This is a genomic window from Actinokineospora baliensis (genome assembly GCF_016907695.1).
Lineage (GTDB): Bacteria > Actinomycetota > Actinomycetes > Mycobacteriales > Pseudonocardiaceae > Actinokineospora > Actinokineospora baliensis.
The window spans coordinates 4,976,351-4,990,594 of sequence record NZ_JAFBCK010000001.1 but is presented as its reverse complement, the minus strand read 5'-3'; the positions used below and the strand labels follow the sequence as shown (position 1 = coordinate 4,990,594).

General features: G+C 69.8%; 17 protein-coding genes and 1 riboswitch. Of the genes, 6 read left to right on the top strand and 11 right to left on the bottom strand.

Features of this window, described 5'->3' with window-relative positions:
• Nucleotides 1-95 precede the first annotated feature (95 nt).
• Complete coding sequence (locus tag JOD54_RS22835) at nucleotides 96-461, top strand: STAS domain-containing protein (protein ID WP_204452969.1); 366 nt, start codon at nucleotides 96-98, stop codon at nucleotides 459-461.
• Here the strand turns inward: JOD54_RS22835 and JOD54_RS22830 are convergent.
• The 4 genes from JOD54_RS22830 to JOD54_RS22820 all read right to left on the bottom strand — a co-directional run bounded on the left by JOD54_RS22830 (nucleotide 458) and on the right by JOD54_RS22820 (nucleotide 2,770).
• The gene (locus tag JOD54_RS22830) at nucleotides 458-910 is read right to left on the bottom strand and encodes an ATP-binding protein (RefSeq protein ID WP_204452967.1); all 453 of its coding nucleotides are present in this window, start codon (nucleotides 908-910) and stop codon (nucleotides 458-460) included. The genes JOD54_RS22835 and JOD54_RS22830 overlap by 4 nt on opposite strands.
• A gap of 29 nt (nucleotides 911-939) precedes the next feature.
• Nucleotides 940-1,122: a DUF397 domain-containing protein gene (locus JOD54_RS22825; protein WP_239573477.1), complete on the bottom strand. Its 183-nt coding sequence runs from the start codon at nucleotides 1,120-1,122 to the stop codon at nucleotides 940-942.
• On the bottom strand, nucleotides 1,034-1,993 hold the full coding sequence (locus JOD54_RS34460; RefSeq protein WP_239573476.1) for a helix-turn-helix domain-containing protein: 960 nt from the start codon (nucleotides 1,991-1,993) through the stop codon (nucleotides 1,034-1,036). The genes JOD54_RS22825 and JOD54_RS34460 overlap by 89 nt, the downstream gene beginning before the upstream one ends.
• Nucleotides 1,994-2,095: 102 nt before the next feature.
• A complete protein-coding gene (locus tag JOD54_RS22820; RefSeq protein ID WP_204452962.1) occupies nucleotides 2,096-2,770 on the bottom strand; it encodes an SDR family oxidoreductase in 675 nt (224 codons plus the stop codon).
• Between the two features lie 69 nt (nucleotides 2,771-2,839).
• Here JOD54_RS22820 and JOD54_RS22815 point away from each other — a divergent pair, with 69 nt between their 5' ends.
• Nucleotides 2,840-3,688 (top strand): LysR family transcriptional regulator, encoded by an 849-nt coding sequence (locus JOD54_RS22815; RefSeq protein WP_204452960.1) that lies wholly within the window; start codon nucleotides 2,840-2,842, stop codon nucleotides 3,686-3,688.
• Between the two features lie 9 nt (nucleotides 3,689-3,697).
• Nucleotides 3,698-4,459: a class I SAM-dependent methyltransferase gene (locus tag JOD54_RS22810; RefSeq protein ID WP_204452958.1), complete on the top strand. Its 762-nt coding sequence runs from the start codon at nucleotides 3,698-3,700 to the stop codon at nucleotides 4,457-4,459.
• Here the strand turns inward: JOD54_RS22810 and JOD54_RS22805 are convergent.
• The gene (locus JOD54_RS22805; RefSeq protein WP_204452955.1) at nucleotides 4,446-4,856 is read right to left on the bottom strand and encodes a hypothetical protein; all 411 of its coding nucleotides are present in this window, start codon (nucleotides 4,854-4,856) and stop codon (nucleotides 4,446-4,448) included. The two genes, JOD54_RS22810 and JOD54_RS22805, sit on opposite strands and share 14 nt — an antisense overlap.
• Before the next feature lie 108 nt (nucleotides 4,857-4,964).
• On the opposite strand from JOD54_RS22805, the gene JOD54_RS22800 reads away from it, so the two are divergent.
• Nucleotides 4,965-5,744: a helix-turn-helix domain-containing protein gene (locus tag JOD54_RS22800; RefSeq protein WP_204452953.1), complete on the top strand. Its 780-nt coding sequence runs from the start codon at nucleotides 4,965-4,967 to the stop codon at nucleotides 5,742-5,744.
• Here the strand turns inward: JOD54_RS22800 and JOD54_RS22795 are convergent.
• The 5 genes from JOD54_RS22795 to metE form a co-directional block, all read right to left on the bottom strand.
• Nucleotides 5,711-6,256 carry a Rossmann-fold NAD(P)-binding domain-containing protein gene (locus JOD54_RS22795; protein WP_204452951.1) on the bottom strand — a complete coding sequence of 182 codons (546 nt, stop codon included), beginning with the start codon at nucleotides 6,254-6,256 and terminating at the stop codon, nucleotides 5,711-5,713. The two genes, JOD54_RS22800 and JOD54_RS22795, sit on opposite strands and share 34 nt — an antisense overlap.
• 112 nt (nucleotides 6,257-6,368) lie before the next feature.
• The gene (locus JOD54_RS22790) at nucleotides 6,369-7,505 is read right to left on the bottom strand and encodes an LLM class flavin-dependent oxidoreductase (protein WP_204452948.1); all 1,137 of its coding nucleotides are present in this window, start codon (nucleotides 7,503-7,505) and stop codon (nucleotides 6,369-6,371) included.
• Between the two features lie 82 nt (nucleotides 7,506-7,587).
• Nucleotides 7,588-8,190 (bottom strand): nucleotidyltransferase domain-containing protein, encoded by a 603-nt coding sequence (locus tag JOD54_RS22785; RefSeq protein ID WP_239573475.1) that lies wholly within the window; start codon nucleotides 8,188-8,190, stop codon nucleotides 7,588-7,590.
• A gap of 67 nt (nucleotides 8,191-8,257) precedes the next feature.
• Nucleotides 8,258-9,157: a methylenetetrahydrofolate reductase gene (locus JOD54_RS22780; RefSeq protein ID WP_204452946.1), complete on the bottom strand. Its 900-nt coding sequence runs from the start codon at nucleotides 9,155-9,157 to the stop codon at nucleotides 8,258-8,260.
• 26 nt (nucleotides 9,158-9,183) lie between these two features.
• Entirely contained in the window at nucleotides 9,184-11,451 is a 2,268-nt protein-coding gene (metE, locus tag JOD54_RS22775; RefSeq protein WP_204452944.1) for a 5-methyltetrahydropteroyltriglutamate--homocysteine S-methyltransferase, read from the bottom strand.
• A gap of 105 nt (nucleotides 11,452-11,556) precedes the next feature.
• Nucleotides 11,557-11,770, bottom strand: a riboswitch (cobalamin riboswitch).
• Between the two features lie 101 nt (nucleotides 11,771-11,871).
• On the opposite strand from metE, the gene JOD54_RS22770 reads away from it, so the two are divergent.
• Both JOD54_RS22770 and JOD54_RS22765 read left to right on the top strand, forming a co-directional pair.
• Nucleotides 11,872-12,915 (top strand): enoyl-CoA hydratase/isomerase family protein, encoded by a 1,044-nt coding sequence (locus JOD54_RS22770; RefSeq protein ID WP_372440331.1) that lies wholly within the window; start codon nucleotides 11,872-11,874, stop codon nucleotides 12,913-12,915.
• 23 nt (nucleotides 12,916-12,938) lie between these two features.
• A complete protein-coding gene (locus JOD54_RS22765) occupies nucleotides 12,939-13,631 on the top strand; it encodes a hypothetical protein (RefSeq protein ID WP_204452940.1) in 693 nt (230 codons plus the stop codon).
• A gap of 18 nt (nucleotides 13,632-13,649) precedes the next feature.
• On the opposite strand, the gene JOD54_RS22760 is transcribed toward JOD54_RS22765, so the two are convergent.
• Nucleotides 13,650-14,075, bottom strand: a complete 426-nt coding sequence (locus JOD54_RS22760; protein WP_204452937.1) for a hypothetical protein — start codon at nucleotides 14,073-14,075, stop codon at nucleotides 13,650-13,652.
• Nucleotides 14,076-14,244 lie beyond the last annotated feature (169 nt).

Here is a 14,244-nt window from a genome sequence, read left to right as displayed (position 1 = left end):
CAGCCTGTGGGACCGAACCGTGTTCGCCGCCGGGGGGTTGAGCGGTAGATCGTCGGGACCGCTACCGTGAGGGCACTTCGGATTTGAGGTGGCTTGTGCCGGGAACACGGACGAACGTGCGGCGCGCGGACGGGCGCGTCGTGGTGGTGGAGGTGGAGGGCGACCTCGACCTGTCCACCGAGGCCGTGCTGCGTACCGGCCTGGAGACGGGGTTGACCGAGGCGAGCAAGACCTCGACGCCGGTGTTGGTGGCCGATCTGGGTCGGGTGACGTTCCTCGGGTCCATCGGCATGACCCGCCTCATCGAGTCCCGCGACGACGCCGCGGCGGTGGGGGTCGCGTTCGGTGTGGTGGCCCGGCCGGGCGGGATCGTGGCCCGCGCCCTTGAAGTGGCAGGGATGAAGCAGGTCTTCCCGATCGACAGCACCCTGGACGGGGTGCTCGCCCGCACCCGCCGCTAGCCCACGGCCGTACCGCACTCGACGTCGACCGGGTGGGTGGCGAAGTCGATGGTCGTGGTCGTGCCGGGGGTGCCGTGGTCGATGCGGACCTGGGCGGCGATGGCCTGGATGATCGCCAAGCCCCGCCCCCGGGCGGGTACGGCACGGTCGGGGGGTACCGGCGGACGCCACTGCCCCCGGTCGGCCACCGCGACCCGCACCACCGAACTGTCGGCGGACCCGGTCATGGCGGTGAGCACCACGGGGCCTGGGGTGCCACCCCGGTAAGCGTGTTCGACGCTGTTGGTGACGGCCTCGTCGACTGCGAGCAGGATGTCCTCCACCCGCTGCGGGGGCAGGTGACGGGCCGTCAGCCAGGCGCGAAGTGCCGCACGGACCACTCCCACGTCTTGGACGTGCGCGGTGACCTCCACCCGCAAGACGGCACCAGCCCCATCACCAACAGCCACGTCCGCCCGTGTACCCAGCCCAACGCCGCCTATGCCTGGTTTGTCGAGGTCCCACCCCCGGCAACGAGCGGCAGCCAGGCGGTGACGGGGAGGGTCAGCACTGGACCGGCAGGGTTCTTGGAGTCACGGACCAGCACCCGAGGGCCCGACCACGCGGCCTCGACACAACTCGACCCCGATCCCCCGCTGAAGCTGCTCTTGCGCCATGGCATCCGTGCCATCCGGTTGACTCCCTCGGTCGTATTCGTCGGCCAAGTCGGCCACGAACACCCGAGATTGTCCCTCATCCAGCGCAACGTCATCGAGCCTGATCATCAACTCGTAGTAGCTCTGCACATAGGCAGGTTCATCGAGGATCAGACCGCCACCACCCAGGTTGTCCAGGTAGGCGATCGGCGAATACTGCCGGAACTCCATCAGGTGGAACGCTCCACCGAAGGTGGAGCGCCCCCCGAAGCCACTCGGCACCACCCTGACCGAAACGTTGTCCGAGCTGGCCACCAGCACCAAGTGGAGCAGTTGCTCCGACATGACTTCGGCGGGCAGCACCGGCAGCCGCAGTGCGTTCTCGTGGAGGAAGAAGGTGAATCGAGCGGGCTCGGGCAGGGCTAGGACGCGACTGCGCTCCATTCGAGTGCGAACCACACCATCCACCTGATCCTCCGTGAAGTCCGAGTTCACGGCGGTGACCATGGCTCGCGCGTACTCGGGTGTCTGCAGCAGTCCGTGCACCACTTGCGGTTCGTAGATCACCGAAGTCTCGGCGATGGACTCGTGGAAGATCAGGGACTGGAGCGAGCCACCGATGCTCTGGTCGGACAGGTGGTAGCCCTGCCTGCGCTCGGCCAGCCTGGTGAACTCGATCAACGGCTGCGCCGCGCCGAAGGTCATCCCGCACGGCATCACATACTGGATCACGTCCGTGGTGGTCGACACCCGCCGTCCGGTCTCCATCCGGGAGATCGTCGTCGGGGGCAGGCCGAGCCTGATGGCGAGCTCGTTGCCGGTGATCCCGGCCTGCTCTCGGATCCGCCGCAGTGTCGCGCCCAACTCCCGGTACGCGGCCGATGCGTAACTACTCATGCGGGCACGCTAGAGCCCTCGGAGCGGCATTCCTCCCACCGGCACACCCAATACACTCCATCGGAGCAGGTCATTTTCCGGCTTTCAGGGTGGGCAAGGCCCTCACCACGCCACAGGGCCCTCGTCGTTGAAGAAGCCGCCGGTGGGGCCGTCGTTGTCGAGGGTGGCCAGGTGGATGGCGATGGCGGCACCTTCAACGGCAGTGCGGTGGCCAGCGTGGTTGTTGAGGTCGGTGGCGCAGTAGCCGGGGCAGGCGGCGTTGACCTTGAGGGTCGGCTCGGCCTTGGCGTAGAGCGCGGTGACGGCGTTGAGGGCCGACTTGGACGGGACGTAGGCCAGGGAGTTGGGCGAGGTGCTGGTCGCGATCCCTGCCAGGGACCCGACGACGCTGGACATGTTGACGATGCGGCCGCTCTCCGAAGCCCGCAGCAGCGGCAGCATCGCGTCGGTGACGGCGATGACGCCGAAGACGTTGGTGTCGAACACTTCCCGTACCGCCGCGAGGTCGGCCTCGCCCGGGGCGTTCCTCCGCCCGCCGGAGATGCCCGCGTTGTTGATCAGGATGTCGAGCCGGTCGAGGCCCGCAGCCGCCCGCGCGATCGAGGTCGGGTCGGTCACGTCCAACTGGACGAACCGGGCGCCGCTGCTCGCCGCGGCCCGCTCGCCCCGCTCGGGGTCGCGCGCGCCGAGGTACACGGTCAGCCCGCGGTCGACGAGGCCCTTCACGATTTCCAGACCGATCCCCTTGTTGGCCCCGGTCACCAGTGCTGTGGTCATGCCACCACTGTCGTCGCTGGTCAGCGCGCGGTCCAAGACCCGCTGAGTACGAATTGATACCCTGGAGGTATGGATTCACGGGAGTTGCGGTACTTCGTCGCGGTGGCCGAGGAGCTGAACTTCGGCCGGGCGGCGCTGCGGCTGGGCATCGCGCAACCGCCGTTGTCGCGCACCATCCAGCAGCTCGAACGCCGCATGGGCGTCGCCCTGCTCACTCGCACGAGCCGTGCCGTGGCGCTGACCGCGGCGGGAGAAGTGTTACTGCACGAGGGAAAGCGCGCGTTGACCGCGCTCAAGGCCGCCCAATGCCGGGCTCAGCGAGCAGGTAGCCCGCGCCTGGTGCTTGCGATGAAACCCCACAGCGACGGCGACCTGCTGGAGAAGATCCTCGCCGAGTACGCGGCGACTCCCGGGGCGGTGGAGGTGGAGGTCCGCATCGGCGGTATCGGTGAGCAGGCGGTGCTTGTGCGCGAAGGCGAGGCGGACGCGGCGCTGCTGCGGTTCCCGCACGAGGACACCGAGGGTTTCGACTTCGAGGAGCTGCTGACCGAGCCGGACGTGGCGATCCTCCCCCGCACCCACCGCCTCGCCGACCGCGAATCCATCACCATGGCCGACCTCAGCGGCGAGCAGTTCCCGCGCTGGCCCAGCTCGCCACCCAACGGCGGCCCACTGGTGCGCGACGCGGCTCAACTCATGCAACTCATCTCGTTGGGCCGCACAATTGCCATGCTCCCCGCCTCCACCCGACGCCACCTCCGCAACGACCTGACCGCCGTCGCCGTGACCGACGCCCCCACCTCCACCCTCGCCATCGCCTGGCCGCCGGAGGCCAAGTCACGCCACCTGGCCGCACTCGTCCAAGCCGCCGTGACCGCCTCCGGCACCTTGATCGCGCATCCGGCCGCGTCCGCGTAGCTTCGAGGTGTGGATCAACACGCCTCGTCCTTCGGGTCAGCAGCCGCCGCGTACGCCGAGCACCGCCCGGACTACGCGCGAGCCGCTGTCGAGTGGGCACTGGAGCTCGCCCCCGGCTCGCGCGTACTCGACCTCGGCGCAGGCACCGGCAAACTCACAGCTGTGCTCGCCTCCCTCGGCGTCGATGTCACCGCAGTCGAGCCGGACCCGGCGATGCTGGGCGAACTCGCATTACCGGGTGTCCGCGCGCTTTCGGGCAGCGCGGAGGCGATCCCGCTGCCTGATTCCTCTGTGGACGCTGTGCTCGCGGGGAATGCCATGCACTGGTTCGACATGGCGGTCGCTGGGCCGGAGATCGCGCGGGTCTTGGCCCCCGGCGGCGTCGTGGCAGGCCTGTGGAACACCGTCGACGACCGGGTCTCGTGGGTCGCCGGATTGGCGCGGGTCAGCGGGGCTGCCGCGATCGGACCGCGCGACACGCCCGCCAGTTGGCACAGGGAGGCTGCGGGCCTAGCGATCCCCCGGGACCTGTTCGACTCGTTGGAGCGGGCCGAGTTCCCGCACTCCCAACGCCGCACCGCGGACTCCCTCGTCGCCACGCTCGGGACTCGGGCAGGCATGCTCGTGATGGACGACGAGCAACGACAAGCCGCCCTCAGTCGAATCCGCACATTCCTCGCCACCACACCAGAAACCGCTGATGGCGAGTTCACCCTCCCCCTGCAGACCTGCGTTCTCCGCTACCGCTGCTCGGCAATCAACCCTCGATGAACTGGTAGTCCGCAACGATCTTGCCGGTCACGTCCAGCAGCAGGAACTCCGTCCCGACGCCCGCGACCTCGCCACTGGCGGCGACCATCTCCCACGTGAACTTCACCGCGTCCCGCAGCTTCGTGACGTCGTCGCGGCGGCGGAAGGAGTACGTCCCTGGAGCGACGAACTCCTCGTAAGCGAGGCGGACGCGGTGTTCCAGTTCCGTGTGGCCGTGGGCTTCGAAGGTTGTAGTCAGGCCCAGGTCAGCGGCGGCCTTCAGGACTTCCTGCGGTGGCTGCAGGATGTGCCGACCGTCGGCAGCCCACAATTCGCCTACTGCTACCCGGCGCGCAGTGCCGTCCGGCTCGTTCCACACCGCGACGTAGCGGTCGGCGAGCTCGAGGGGATCGGACATGGTTCCTCCTGGGGTCGGTGTGTGCGGCAACGGTGCCGGTGGGCGGGGTGGCACGGCAATTCCCGGCGGGGAATAGCCGAGCCGCACCCGATCGGCTACACAGGACACGTGTCCATCGCCGACGACCTGCGCACCTGGCGGCTACGCCGGAAGGTCAGCCAGATCGAACTGGCGTTGCGCGCCGGTACCACCCAACGGCACGTCAGCTTCATCGAGAGCGGCCGCTCCACCCCCGGCCGGACGATGGTCATCCGGCTGGCCGAGTCCCTCGACGTCCCGCTGCGGGAGCGCAACGCCCTCCTACTGACCGCCGGGTACGCCCCGGCCTACCCCGAGACCCCCTGGGACGACACCCGCCTGAGCCCGGTCCGCGCGGCCGTCGAGCAGGTGATCAGCGCCCACAATCCGTACCCCGCCATCGTCGTGGACCGGCACGGCACCCTGGTCTCCGCCAACTCCGCCTTCCACACCCTCACCTCCGACGTCGCCCCCGACCTGAGGGAACCGCCGGTCAACATCCCCCGCCTCCTGCTCCACCCGCGCGGCCTAGCGCCCCAGATCATCAACTTCGACGAGTGGTCCTGCCACGTGGTCGACGCCCTCCGCGCTCAGGCCGCCCGAACCCCGGACCCCACCCTCGACGCCTTGATCACCGAACTCGCCGACTACGCCCCCGCCCGCCCCGTGTCCCCCGCACACCTCGGCTTCGCCAGCCCACTCCGCCTCCGGACCCAGGCGGGCGAACTCCACCTCCTCACCACACTGACCCACTTCGCGACCGCACTGGACGTAACGGTCGCCGAGCTGCGCCTGGAGGCCTTCCTCCCCGCCGACGAGCGGACAGCCGCCCTCCTTCAGGCCGGGGACAAGCAGAAGAAGTCCCGATAGAGCGGGATCTGCTCATCAAGCATGTGGTGCCCGTGGTGAACCCGGTAGCCCGCCTCCGCTGCGGCGCGCAGCAGCGGGGTCCCCTTCGGGCGCATGATGATGTCCGCCACCACAGCATGCGACGCCAACTCGTTGGGGTCAAACGGAAGCGGATCGACCGAGCGCATCCCGAGCGGCGTCGCATTCACCACAAGACCCGCGTGACCGAAAGCCGCGCCAACAGCAGCCCGCCCCGGCCAGTGCTCGTCGAGGTGGCTGACCACGCCAGCCGCGCGTCCCTGGTCCACATCCACGAGCCCCACCAATTCCGCCCCGGCCGCAAGCACCGCGGCCGCCCCCGCACCCCCGGCCCCAACGACGAAGGCTCGAGCTCTCGCAGGGTCATATCCCCTAACAGACAAGCCATTGACGAACCCGACACCATCGACGACGGACGGCGCCGCGACCAACTCCTGGACCAGCGCCCACCACGACCGGTTGGCCGCCAAGCCGCTCTCGAACACGACCGTCACCGGCCCTGATCCCGGGCGGTGCATGGCGAACACCGTGCGGCCGTCCCGGGTCAGCACCGACTCCGGTTCTCCCTGCGTGTGCGTCGACCCCACCCCGTTGAGACTGCCTATCTCAAGCGAGGTCGGGGATGAGGTCTCCGATCAGGCGGATGCTCTTGAGCACCTTCTCGTGCGGGATGCCGCCGATCTGTTGCAGGCACATCATCCGGTCGATGCCGAGGTCGGCGTAGGCGCGCAGTTTGCGGCGGCAGGTTTCCGGGCTGCCGACGATCAGGGAGTCTTGGGCGCTGAGGACGGTGAAGATCTCGTCGTCGGGGACTGGTTCGCCGCGTAGGACCTTGGCGATGAGGAGGTTGGCCTCGGTGGGGATGTTGTGGGACTCGCCGCGGATGAAGTCGCCGGTGAGGCCGCCGCCGTCAGGGGCGGTGGCGATCGCCTCGTGGCGGGCGGACTGGCGGACGAACTCGGTGGCGGCTTCGAAGAACGTCAACGCGGTCACGGTGTACCAGGCGGCGGCCGCGGCGGCACCGTTGCGCATGGCTTCCTCGTCGGTGTCGGCGCAGTGGACGAAGGTGAAGAAGGCGACCTGGTTGTTGACGAACGCCCCGACCGGGTCCACGCACCGCTCGGCGGCCGCCCGGTACAGCTCGATCAACCGCCCGGCCCGTTCCAGCGACTCCCACATCGTCGTCCCTAGCACCCCGACCCCGCGGCGGCCCGCTTCCTCGAACGACGCCGGGCTCGCGGCCGCCTGCCAGAGGGGCGGATGCGGCCGCTGCAGCGGCTTCGGCGAGATCGACACCCCCTCGTCCGACGTCCACAGCCGCGGCACCGTCTCGAACGCCTCCTGCGTCTGCGCCCGCACCTCGTCCGGGTCGACGCCGAACAACCGCCACTCCGGGATCGTCGACCGGGTCATGCCCAGCTCGACCCGACCGCCGCTGAGGTGGTCGAGCGTGGCCGCCCGCTCCGCGACCCGGATCGGGTTGTTGAACCGCGCGGGCGCCAACACCGCCGCGTGCCCCAACCGGATCCGGCTGGTCCGCTGCGACAACGCCGCCAACATCATCTCCGGCGCCGAGGACAGGCTGAACTCCCCCGCCCCGTGGTGCTCCACCTGCCACCAGCACCCGTACCCGAGTTCATCGGCGAGCACGGCCTGCTCGATGGCCTCGGTGAAGCGGAGCTGCTCGTGCCCCTCGGTCCACGGCCGCGGGTTCTGGATCTCGTTGAACAGGTCGATCTGCATCCGCGGCCTCCGGCTACTCGGGGTCAACCGAGATGTCAGTCAGTGGCCACCGGCACCTTGTTACACAAGTCCCACGTTCGGCCTACGGCGTCCCCGGGCGGAGGAACGCCCGCCACGGATGCGTTTCGTCGAGTGCCGCCCACAGCCATTCCCGTTGCGCGGCGGTGAGAACCGGCAGGGCGGCGGCGAAATCAGTCTCATCTTTGGGGCGCGGGTCACGGGACTTGTAGTACAGCTGGATCTCCGGGGCGAGGTAGGCAATCCCGTCCGCGCTCCTGCACACGATTTCGTCGAGAGCCCGTCTGAGCCGGGGATCCCGCCGCGAGAACCACTCGGAGCCCGACGATTCGTCCAGCATGACCTGGAGCCGCCACGGCTGATCACTCCCCTGCCGACACCAGACGACCCGCACAGTGGTCGCAAGCACCTCCCCCGGCTCCCACACCCGCAACGTGCCCGGCGGATCAGCCGCCCACAGCTCCCACCCCGATAGAACCCGCTGGACAGCCATCTGGTCACGCCGCAGAACGACCACATCGATGTCGGCGTGCTCGCGCACTCCCCCACCCACCGCGAGCTCGATCGCATACCCACCCGCGATCCACCACGGCACACCCAACCCCTCGAACACCCGCGCCACCTCAACCAGCGTCATCGGCTCCCACGGCATCCGGATCGGGTCCATGCCCCCATCGTGCCCGCTTGGCCAGCGCAGTCGTCGACGTTGATCCGGCGGGGTTTGGGGGTTCGGCTCATGGTGTGGGGAGCTGGGTGACCACTTCCCTGGTGGCTCGCGCGTTGTTGAAGGTGATGAAGTGCAGGCCCGGGGCCCCTTCCGCCAGCAGCCGGTGGGCCAGGAGTACCGCTTGTTCCACGCCGAGCGCCCGTACCGCGGCGGGGTCGTGCGCGACGGCGGCGAACTTGGCGGCCAAGGCGGGTGGGAATGGTGCTCCGGACAGCTGTTCGGAGCGGTCGATGGTGCGCGTGGTGGTGACCGGCATGAGGGCGGCGATGATCGGCGTGTCGCAGCCCTTCGCGGCGACGCGGTCGCGCAGGCGGAGGTAGTCGTCCGGGTCGAAGACCATCTGGGTGATGGCGTAGTCGGCGCCCGCGCGGCATTTCGCGATGAAGTGCTCGGTGTCCGAGGCGACCGTCACCGAACGCGGGTGCTTGTAGGGGAACGCGGCGACGCCGACGCAGAAGTCGCCGTGGTCTCGCAGGAGTGCCACGAGCTCGGCGGCGTAGTTGACCCCCGCGGGGTGGCGCACCCACTCCCCCGTGACATCACCTGGCGGGTCGCCGCGCACGGCGAGGACGTTGACCACACCCGCGTCGGCGAGGCGCCCGATGATGGAGCGCAGTTCCCCGATCGAATGGTTCACCGCCGTGAGGTGGGCCACGGGGAGCATCGTGGTCTCGCGGGCGATGCGTTCGGCGACCGCGACCGTGTTGTCGCGGGTCGATCCTCCCGCGCCGTAGGTCACGGACACGAAGTCCGGGCGCAACGACTCCAGTCTGCGCACGGTGTCCCAGATCCGTTGGTCGTCACCGGCCTTGCGCGGCGGCATGAACTCCAACGACAGCGTGGCCTTGCCCGCGGCCAACCGCTCGCGGACGGTGCGACCCGCCCCCGCGGCGGGTGGGTTGCCCACCCGCCGCGGGGATAGTTGGTGCGAGATCACGCTTCGGCCCGCACCCGGGTGGTCGCGGCGACCAGGTTGGCCAGGGTGGCGCGGACCTCCGGGTAGCCGCGGGTCTTCAGGCCGCAATCGGGGTTTACCCAGAGGCGGTTGGCCGGGAAGTCCGCGGTGGCCGTGCGCAGGTAGCCGACGATCTCGTTGGTGGTGGGGATTCGGGGGGAGTGGATGTCCCAGACGCCGGGGCCGACCTCGTTGGGGTAGGTGGCGGCGGCGAGGTCGGCGACGATGGCCATCTGGGAGCGGGCGGCTTCGAGGCTGATCACGTCGGCGTCCATGTCGATGATGGCGCGGAGCACGTCACCGAACTCGGCGTAGCACATGTGGGTGTGGATCTGGGTGTCGTCGCGGACGCCGGTGGTGGCGAGCTGGAAGGCGGTCACGGCCCAGTCGAGGTACGCGGCGCGGTCGGCGGTGCGCAGCGGCAGGGTCTCCCGCAGGGCGGGCTCGTCGACCTGGATGACCGCGATCCCGGCCTCCTCCAGGTCCGCGACCTCGTCGCGCAACGCCAACGCGACCTGGCGCGCCGTCTCCCCGCGCGGCTGGTCATCGCGCACGAACGACCACGCCAGCATCGTCACCGGGCCGGTCAACATCCCCTTGACCGGGCGCGGCGTCAGGCTCTGCGCGTAGGTCGACCACTGGACCGTCATCGGCGCGGGCCGCGACACGTCGCCCGCGATGATCGGCGGCCGGACGTAGCGGCTGCCGTAGGACTGCACCCAGCCGTGCCGCGTGGCGAGGAACCCGTCGAGCTGCTCGGCGAAGTACTGGACCATGTCGTTGCGTTCGGGTTCGCCGTGCACCAGCACGTCCAGGCCGAGCTCCTCTTGGTCGGTGATCACCGACCGGATCTCCGCCCGCATCGCCTCTTGGTACGCCTCGTCCGACAGCCGCCCGGCCCTCAGCTCGGCGCGCGCCTTGCGCAGGTCAGCGGTCTGCGGGAAGGACCCGATCGTGGTCGTCGGCAGGTCGGGCAGGCCCAACCGGTCCTGCTGGGCCTGCCGCCGCGCCTCATAGGGGCGATTGCGCCTTACGCCCGCCTCCTCCCGGTCCCGCACCGCGGCGACCCGCACGATCGGCGATGCGGCGCGCGAGGCCAGCCGATCGGCGTTGCGCCGCAGGGCTTCCTCGACCGCCGGGCGCCCCTCGACCAGGCCGTCGCGCAGGGTGACGATCTCCGCGAGCTTCTGCCGGGCGAACGACAGCCAGCTGACCACCTCCGGGTCGAGGTCGCGCTCCAGGGTGACGTCCAGCGGCACGTGCAACAACGAGCACGAAGGCGCCACGTCGACCGTGCCCGCCAGCTCCTGCAGCCTCTCCAGCGCACCCAGCGCGGCGGCCAGGTCCGCCGCCCAGATGTTACGACCGGTGACCACGCCCGCGACCAGCCGCTTGCCCTGGATCCCGCCCAGCGCGGCGAGGTCGTCGAGGTTGGCCGCCGCGGGCCCGGTGAAGTCGATCGCGAGCCCCTCGACCGGGGCGGCGGCCAGCACCGGAAGGGCATCACCGAGGCGGTCGAAGTAGGACGCGACCAGGATCTTGGGCCGGACCCGCTCGGCGGCCAGCACCGCGTAGACCTCGGCGACCCGCTCGAGCACCGCCTCGGGCTGGTCGGTGACCAGCGCGGGCTCGTCCAGCTGCACCCACTCCGCGCCTGCCGCACGCAGCTGCCCGAGCAGGTCGGCGTAGAGCGGGACGATCCGGTCGAGCAGGTCCAGCGGCTGGGCAGAGCCGGTGGGGTCCTTGGCGAGCAGGAGGAAGCTGACCGGCCCCAGGACGACCGGGCGGGTGAGGATCCCCTGCTCCAGGGCCTCGGCGAACTCGGTGAGCGGCTTGGTCGGGTCCAGCGTGAAGGTCGTGTCCGGCCCCAGTTCGGGCACGAGGTAGTGATAGTTGGTGTCGAACCACTTCGTCATCTCCAACGGCGGCACGTCGGCGGTCCCCCGCGCCATCGCGAAGTAGCGGTCCAGCCCCTGGGCCACCGCAGCGTGCCTGGCCGGGATCGCGCCCAGCAGCCACGCCGTGTCCAGGACGTGGTCGTACAGGGAGAAGTCGTTGCTCGGGATGTCGTCCACGCCCGCGTCCCGCAGCTCGGCCCACCGCTGGGACCGCAGCTCCCTGGCCGCGTCGAGCAGCGCGTCAGCGCCGGTGCGCCCGGCCCAGTAGGCCTCGGTCGCCTTCTTCAACTGCCGGTTGGCACCCTGGCGCGGGTATCCGTGCACGGTCGCACGACTGGTGCTTGTCACGGGGCTCTCCTTCGCGAGTCCACGTGGACCACCGCGAGGAGCGCACGCCAAACCAGGCCGGTTCAGCACAGACCCACCCGCGAGGTCTCAGCCAGCGCCCCGCGGTCGCGGGACGCACAGCGGGCAGGTCTTCGGACTCGCGGGCACGCCGGCACACGCCGGGTTCCTACTGGCCGTCGCTTCCCAGACCCACCGGGCCCAGTGCCGATGACGGCGGTCGTTCCCACTCACCGCTGCGGGGCAGTCCCGGATTCCCACCGGGTTCCCTCTTGCCTCGACCACCGCACGCGGTGGTCGAACCAGCTGCACCACCACCCTAGCCCCTGGACCGCCGCCCCTGTCCAGCACCGATCACGGTCGCCCGCACGGCTACGGTTTACCCCTACCCGATGTCGAAGGAGACAACGTGCCCATTGCTCGGTGGCTGTCGTGAGTGACAACGTCCGGTTCGACGTCCGTGGTGGGCTTGGCCGGGTCACGCTTGACCGGCCGCGGGCGCTCAACGCCCTCGATCACCCGATGGTGCTGGCGATCACCGAGCAGCTCGACCGCTGGCGCGACGACTCGGCGGTGCGTGCGGTGCTGATCGACGGGGCGGGCGAGCGGGGGCTCTGCGCGGGCGGGGACATTCGGTCGATCTATGAGGACGCGCGGGCGAGCGGGTCGGCGTCACTGGCGTTCTGGGCTGACGAGTACCGGCTGAACGCGCTGATCGCCCGGTACCCGAAACCGTACGTGGCGTGGATGGACGGCATCGTCATGGGCGGCGGGGTCGGTGTGTCCGCGCACGGGAGCCACCGGATCGTCACCGAGCGCTCCAGGGTCGCCATGCCCGAGGTCGGCATCGGCTTCGCCCCCGACGTCGGCGGCACCTACCTGTTGTCCCGGGCGCCCGGCCAGTTGGGTACCCACATGGCGCTGACGGGTACCGCGGTGTCCGGGGCCGATGCCATCCACTGTGGACTCGCCGACCACTTCGTCCCGAGCTCCCGCTTCCCCGACCTGCTCGACGCCCTCACCACCGGCACACCGAGCGAAGCGATCGCCGCGGTCGCCGACACTCCCCCACCGAGCCGCCTCGCGTCCGACCAGGGCTGGATCGACCACTGCTACGCCGCCGACTCGGTGGAGGAGATCCTCGCCAACCTCCACGACGGCGGCGAAGCGGCTGTCGCGACGGCGAAGGAAATGGAGGGCAAATCACCGACGGCGTTGAAGGTGACGCTGCGGGCGTTGCGCACGGCTTTGGCGCTGCCCTTGGAAACCGTGCTGGCCCAGGAGTACCGGACCTCACACCGGGCGTTGCGGTCCGCGGACCTGGTCGAGGGCATCCGCGCCCAGATCATCGACAAGGACCGCTCACCCCGCTGGACCCCCGCCTCCCTCACCGAGGTGACCGACGACCTGGTCGACACCTACTTCACCACCCTTGGCACCGCCGAGTGGACGGCCGGTTCCCGCTGACGCGGCCGCCTAGGATGTCCGATATGCGCCAACCAGGAGTAGAGCGGCTGCCGCTGGGGCCCGAGCGGTGGTTGGTCGACCTGCCGCAGCCCGCTCGACGAGCGGACGGGTGTCCACTGAGCGCGATCCTGCCGCCTGGCTACTCCTGCTATCTGCGGTTGTTCTCCCCTTTCGTGCCTTGGGAAGCCGACCGGGCAGCAACCGCCGAGCGGCGGACCTGGCGCCACTTCGCCGAGAAGGCCGGGGTGGTCTACCACGCCGAACTGGGCTGGAACACGCTCCGACCGGTCCTTCACCCGGGCGACCAGGACACCGGGTGGGAGGTCGACGAGGGCAGGATGGACCCGCTCGTGCGCGACCGGCTCCGCAGCCACCTCGCCAGGCACACCACAGAACCGGTCTTCGTCTACTTCGGACTCGCGGCTGAGGTGCTCGGTTCACCACCGCTGCTCTACCGGGCACCGGTCGAGGCGTTCGAGACCGCGGTGGAAGCGGCGTCCCAACTCGTGGGCAGGCGGATCGCGGACCCCGAGTACATCTGGCCCCAGGCCCGCGCCTGGGTTGTCGAAACCGACTACGACCTGACCTCGTCCTACCTGGCCTGCGACACCGCCCTCTCCGCCGAACTCCTGGCCGATGATGGACTCGAACTGCTCCCAGCCACCCTCCACACCCGAATCGACACCGCCTCCGACACGATCAACCGACCGCGTTGAGGCGTCGACGGCGGATGCTCAGCGGAAGGTGAACTTCCAGTTGCCCGAGACGCGGTAGAGCCCGCCGGTCACGACCCGCCTGGTTCCGGTTCCGGCTGCCACCCGGCTGCTCGTCAGGCGGGCCGCCTTGATCACGAAGCCGCTGCCGTCGAGGACGTAGAAGTTGATCGGCACGTCCCACTCCCAGGTCTTGCGGCTGGCTTCGCCGTAGATCACGACGTCCGTTCCGTACACGGGCAACTCCACGGTCCTGCCGTGGGTGTGGCCCGCCGGGATGTTGATCCAACCCGCGGAATGGCCCGCGTCCCGCGACCCGATGCAGACCGCTACGGAGATGCTCGTGCCGCACTCGTTGACGATCTCGATCGTCCGCGAGGCGAAGAGCAGGCCCGCGAGCGCCTGCCCCGCCTTGAAAGCACCTGCGGCAGCGGAAATCGGCTCCATGATCGCCCCTCGGCACGTCGGCGATGTGATCGTTCTTGTTGCGACCTTCGCCTGGATGGCCTGGTCCGTTACACAACGCGCGCCGCAGGTGCTGGAACCCTGACAGTATCGCGACAGATCCCCGACAACGCGCTCACGCAGGTGGCGGAAGCGGTTTCCTGTTGGCACA

What these genes read in the sequence shown, in the direction of transcription:
- JOD54_RS22825 (WP_239573477.1), bottom strand. Translation starts at nt 1,122, where the DNA reads ATGCCATGGCGCAAGAGCAGCTTCAGCGGGGGATCGGGGTCGAGTTGT.
- JOD54_RS34460 (WP_239573476.1), bottom strand. Translation starts at nt 1,993, where the DNA reads ATGAGTAGTTACGCATCGGCCGCGTACCGGGAGTTGGGCGCGACACTG.
- JOD54_RS22820 (WP_204452962.1), bottom strand. Translation starts at nt 2,770, where the DNA reads ATGACCACAGCACTGGTGACCGGGGCCAACAAGGGGATCGGTCTGGAA.
- JOD54_RS22815 (WP_204452960.1), top strand. Translation starts at nt 2,840, where the DNA reads ATGGATTCACGGGAGTTGCGGTACTTCGTCGCGGTGGCCGAGGAGCTG.
- JOD54_RS22805 (WP_204452955.1), bottom strand. Translation starts at nt 4,856, where the DNA reads ATGTCCGATCCCCTCGAGCTCGCCGACCGCTACGTCGCGGTGTGGAAC.
- JOD54_RS22790 (WP_204452948.1), bottom strand. Translation starts at nt 7,505, where the DNA reads ATGCAGATCGACCTGTTCAACGAGATCCAGAACCCGCGGCCGTGGACC.
- JOD54_RS22785 (WP_239573475.1), bottom strand. Translation starts at nt 8,190, where the DNA reads ATGGACCCGATCCGGATGCCGTGGGAGCCGATGACGCTGGTTGAGGTG.
- JOD54_RS22765 (WP_204452940.1), top strand. Translation starts at nt 12,939, where the DNA reads ATGCGCCAACCAGGAGTAGAGCGGCTGCCGCTGGGGCCCGAGCGGTGG.
- JOD54_RS22760 (WP_204452937.1), bottom strand. Translation starts at nt 14,075, where the DNA reads ATGGAGCCGATTTCCGCTGCCGCAGGTGCTTTCAAGGCGGGGCAGGCG.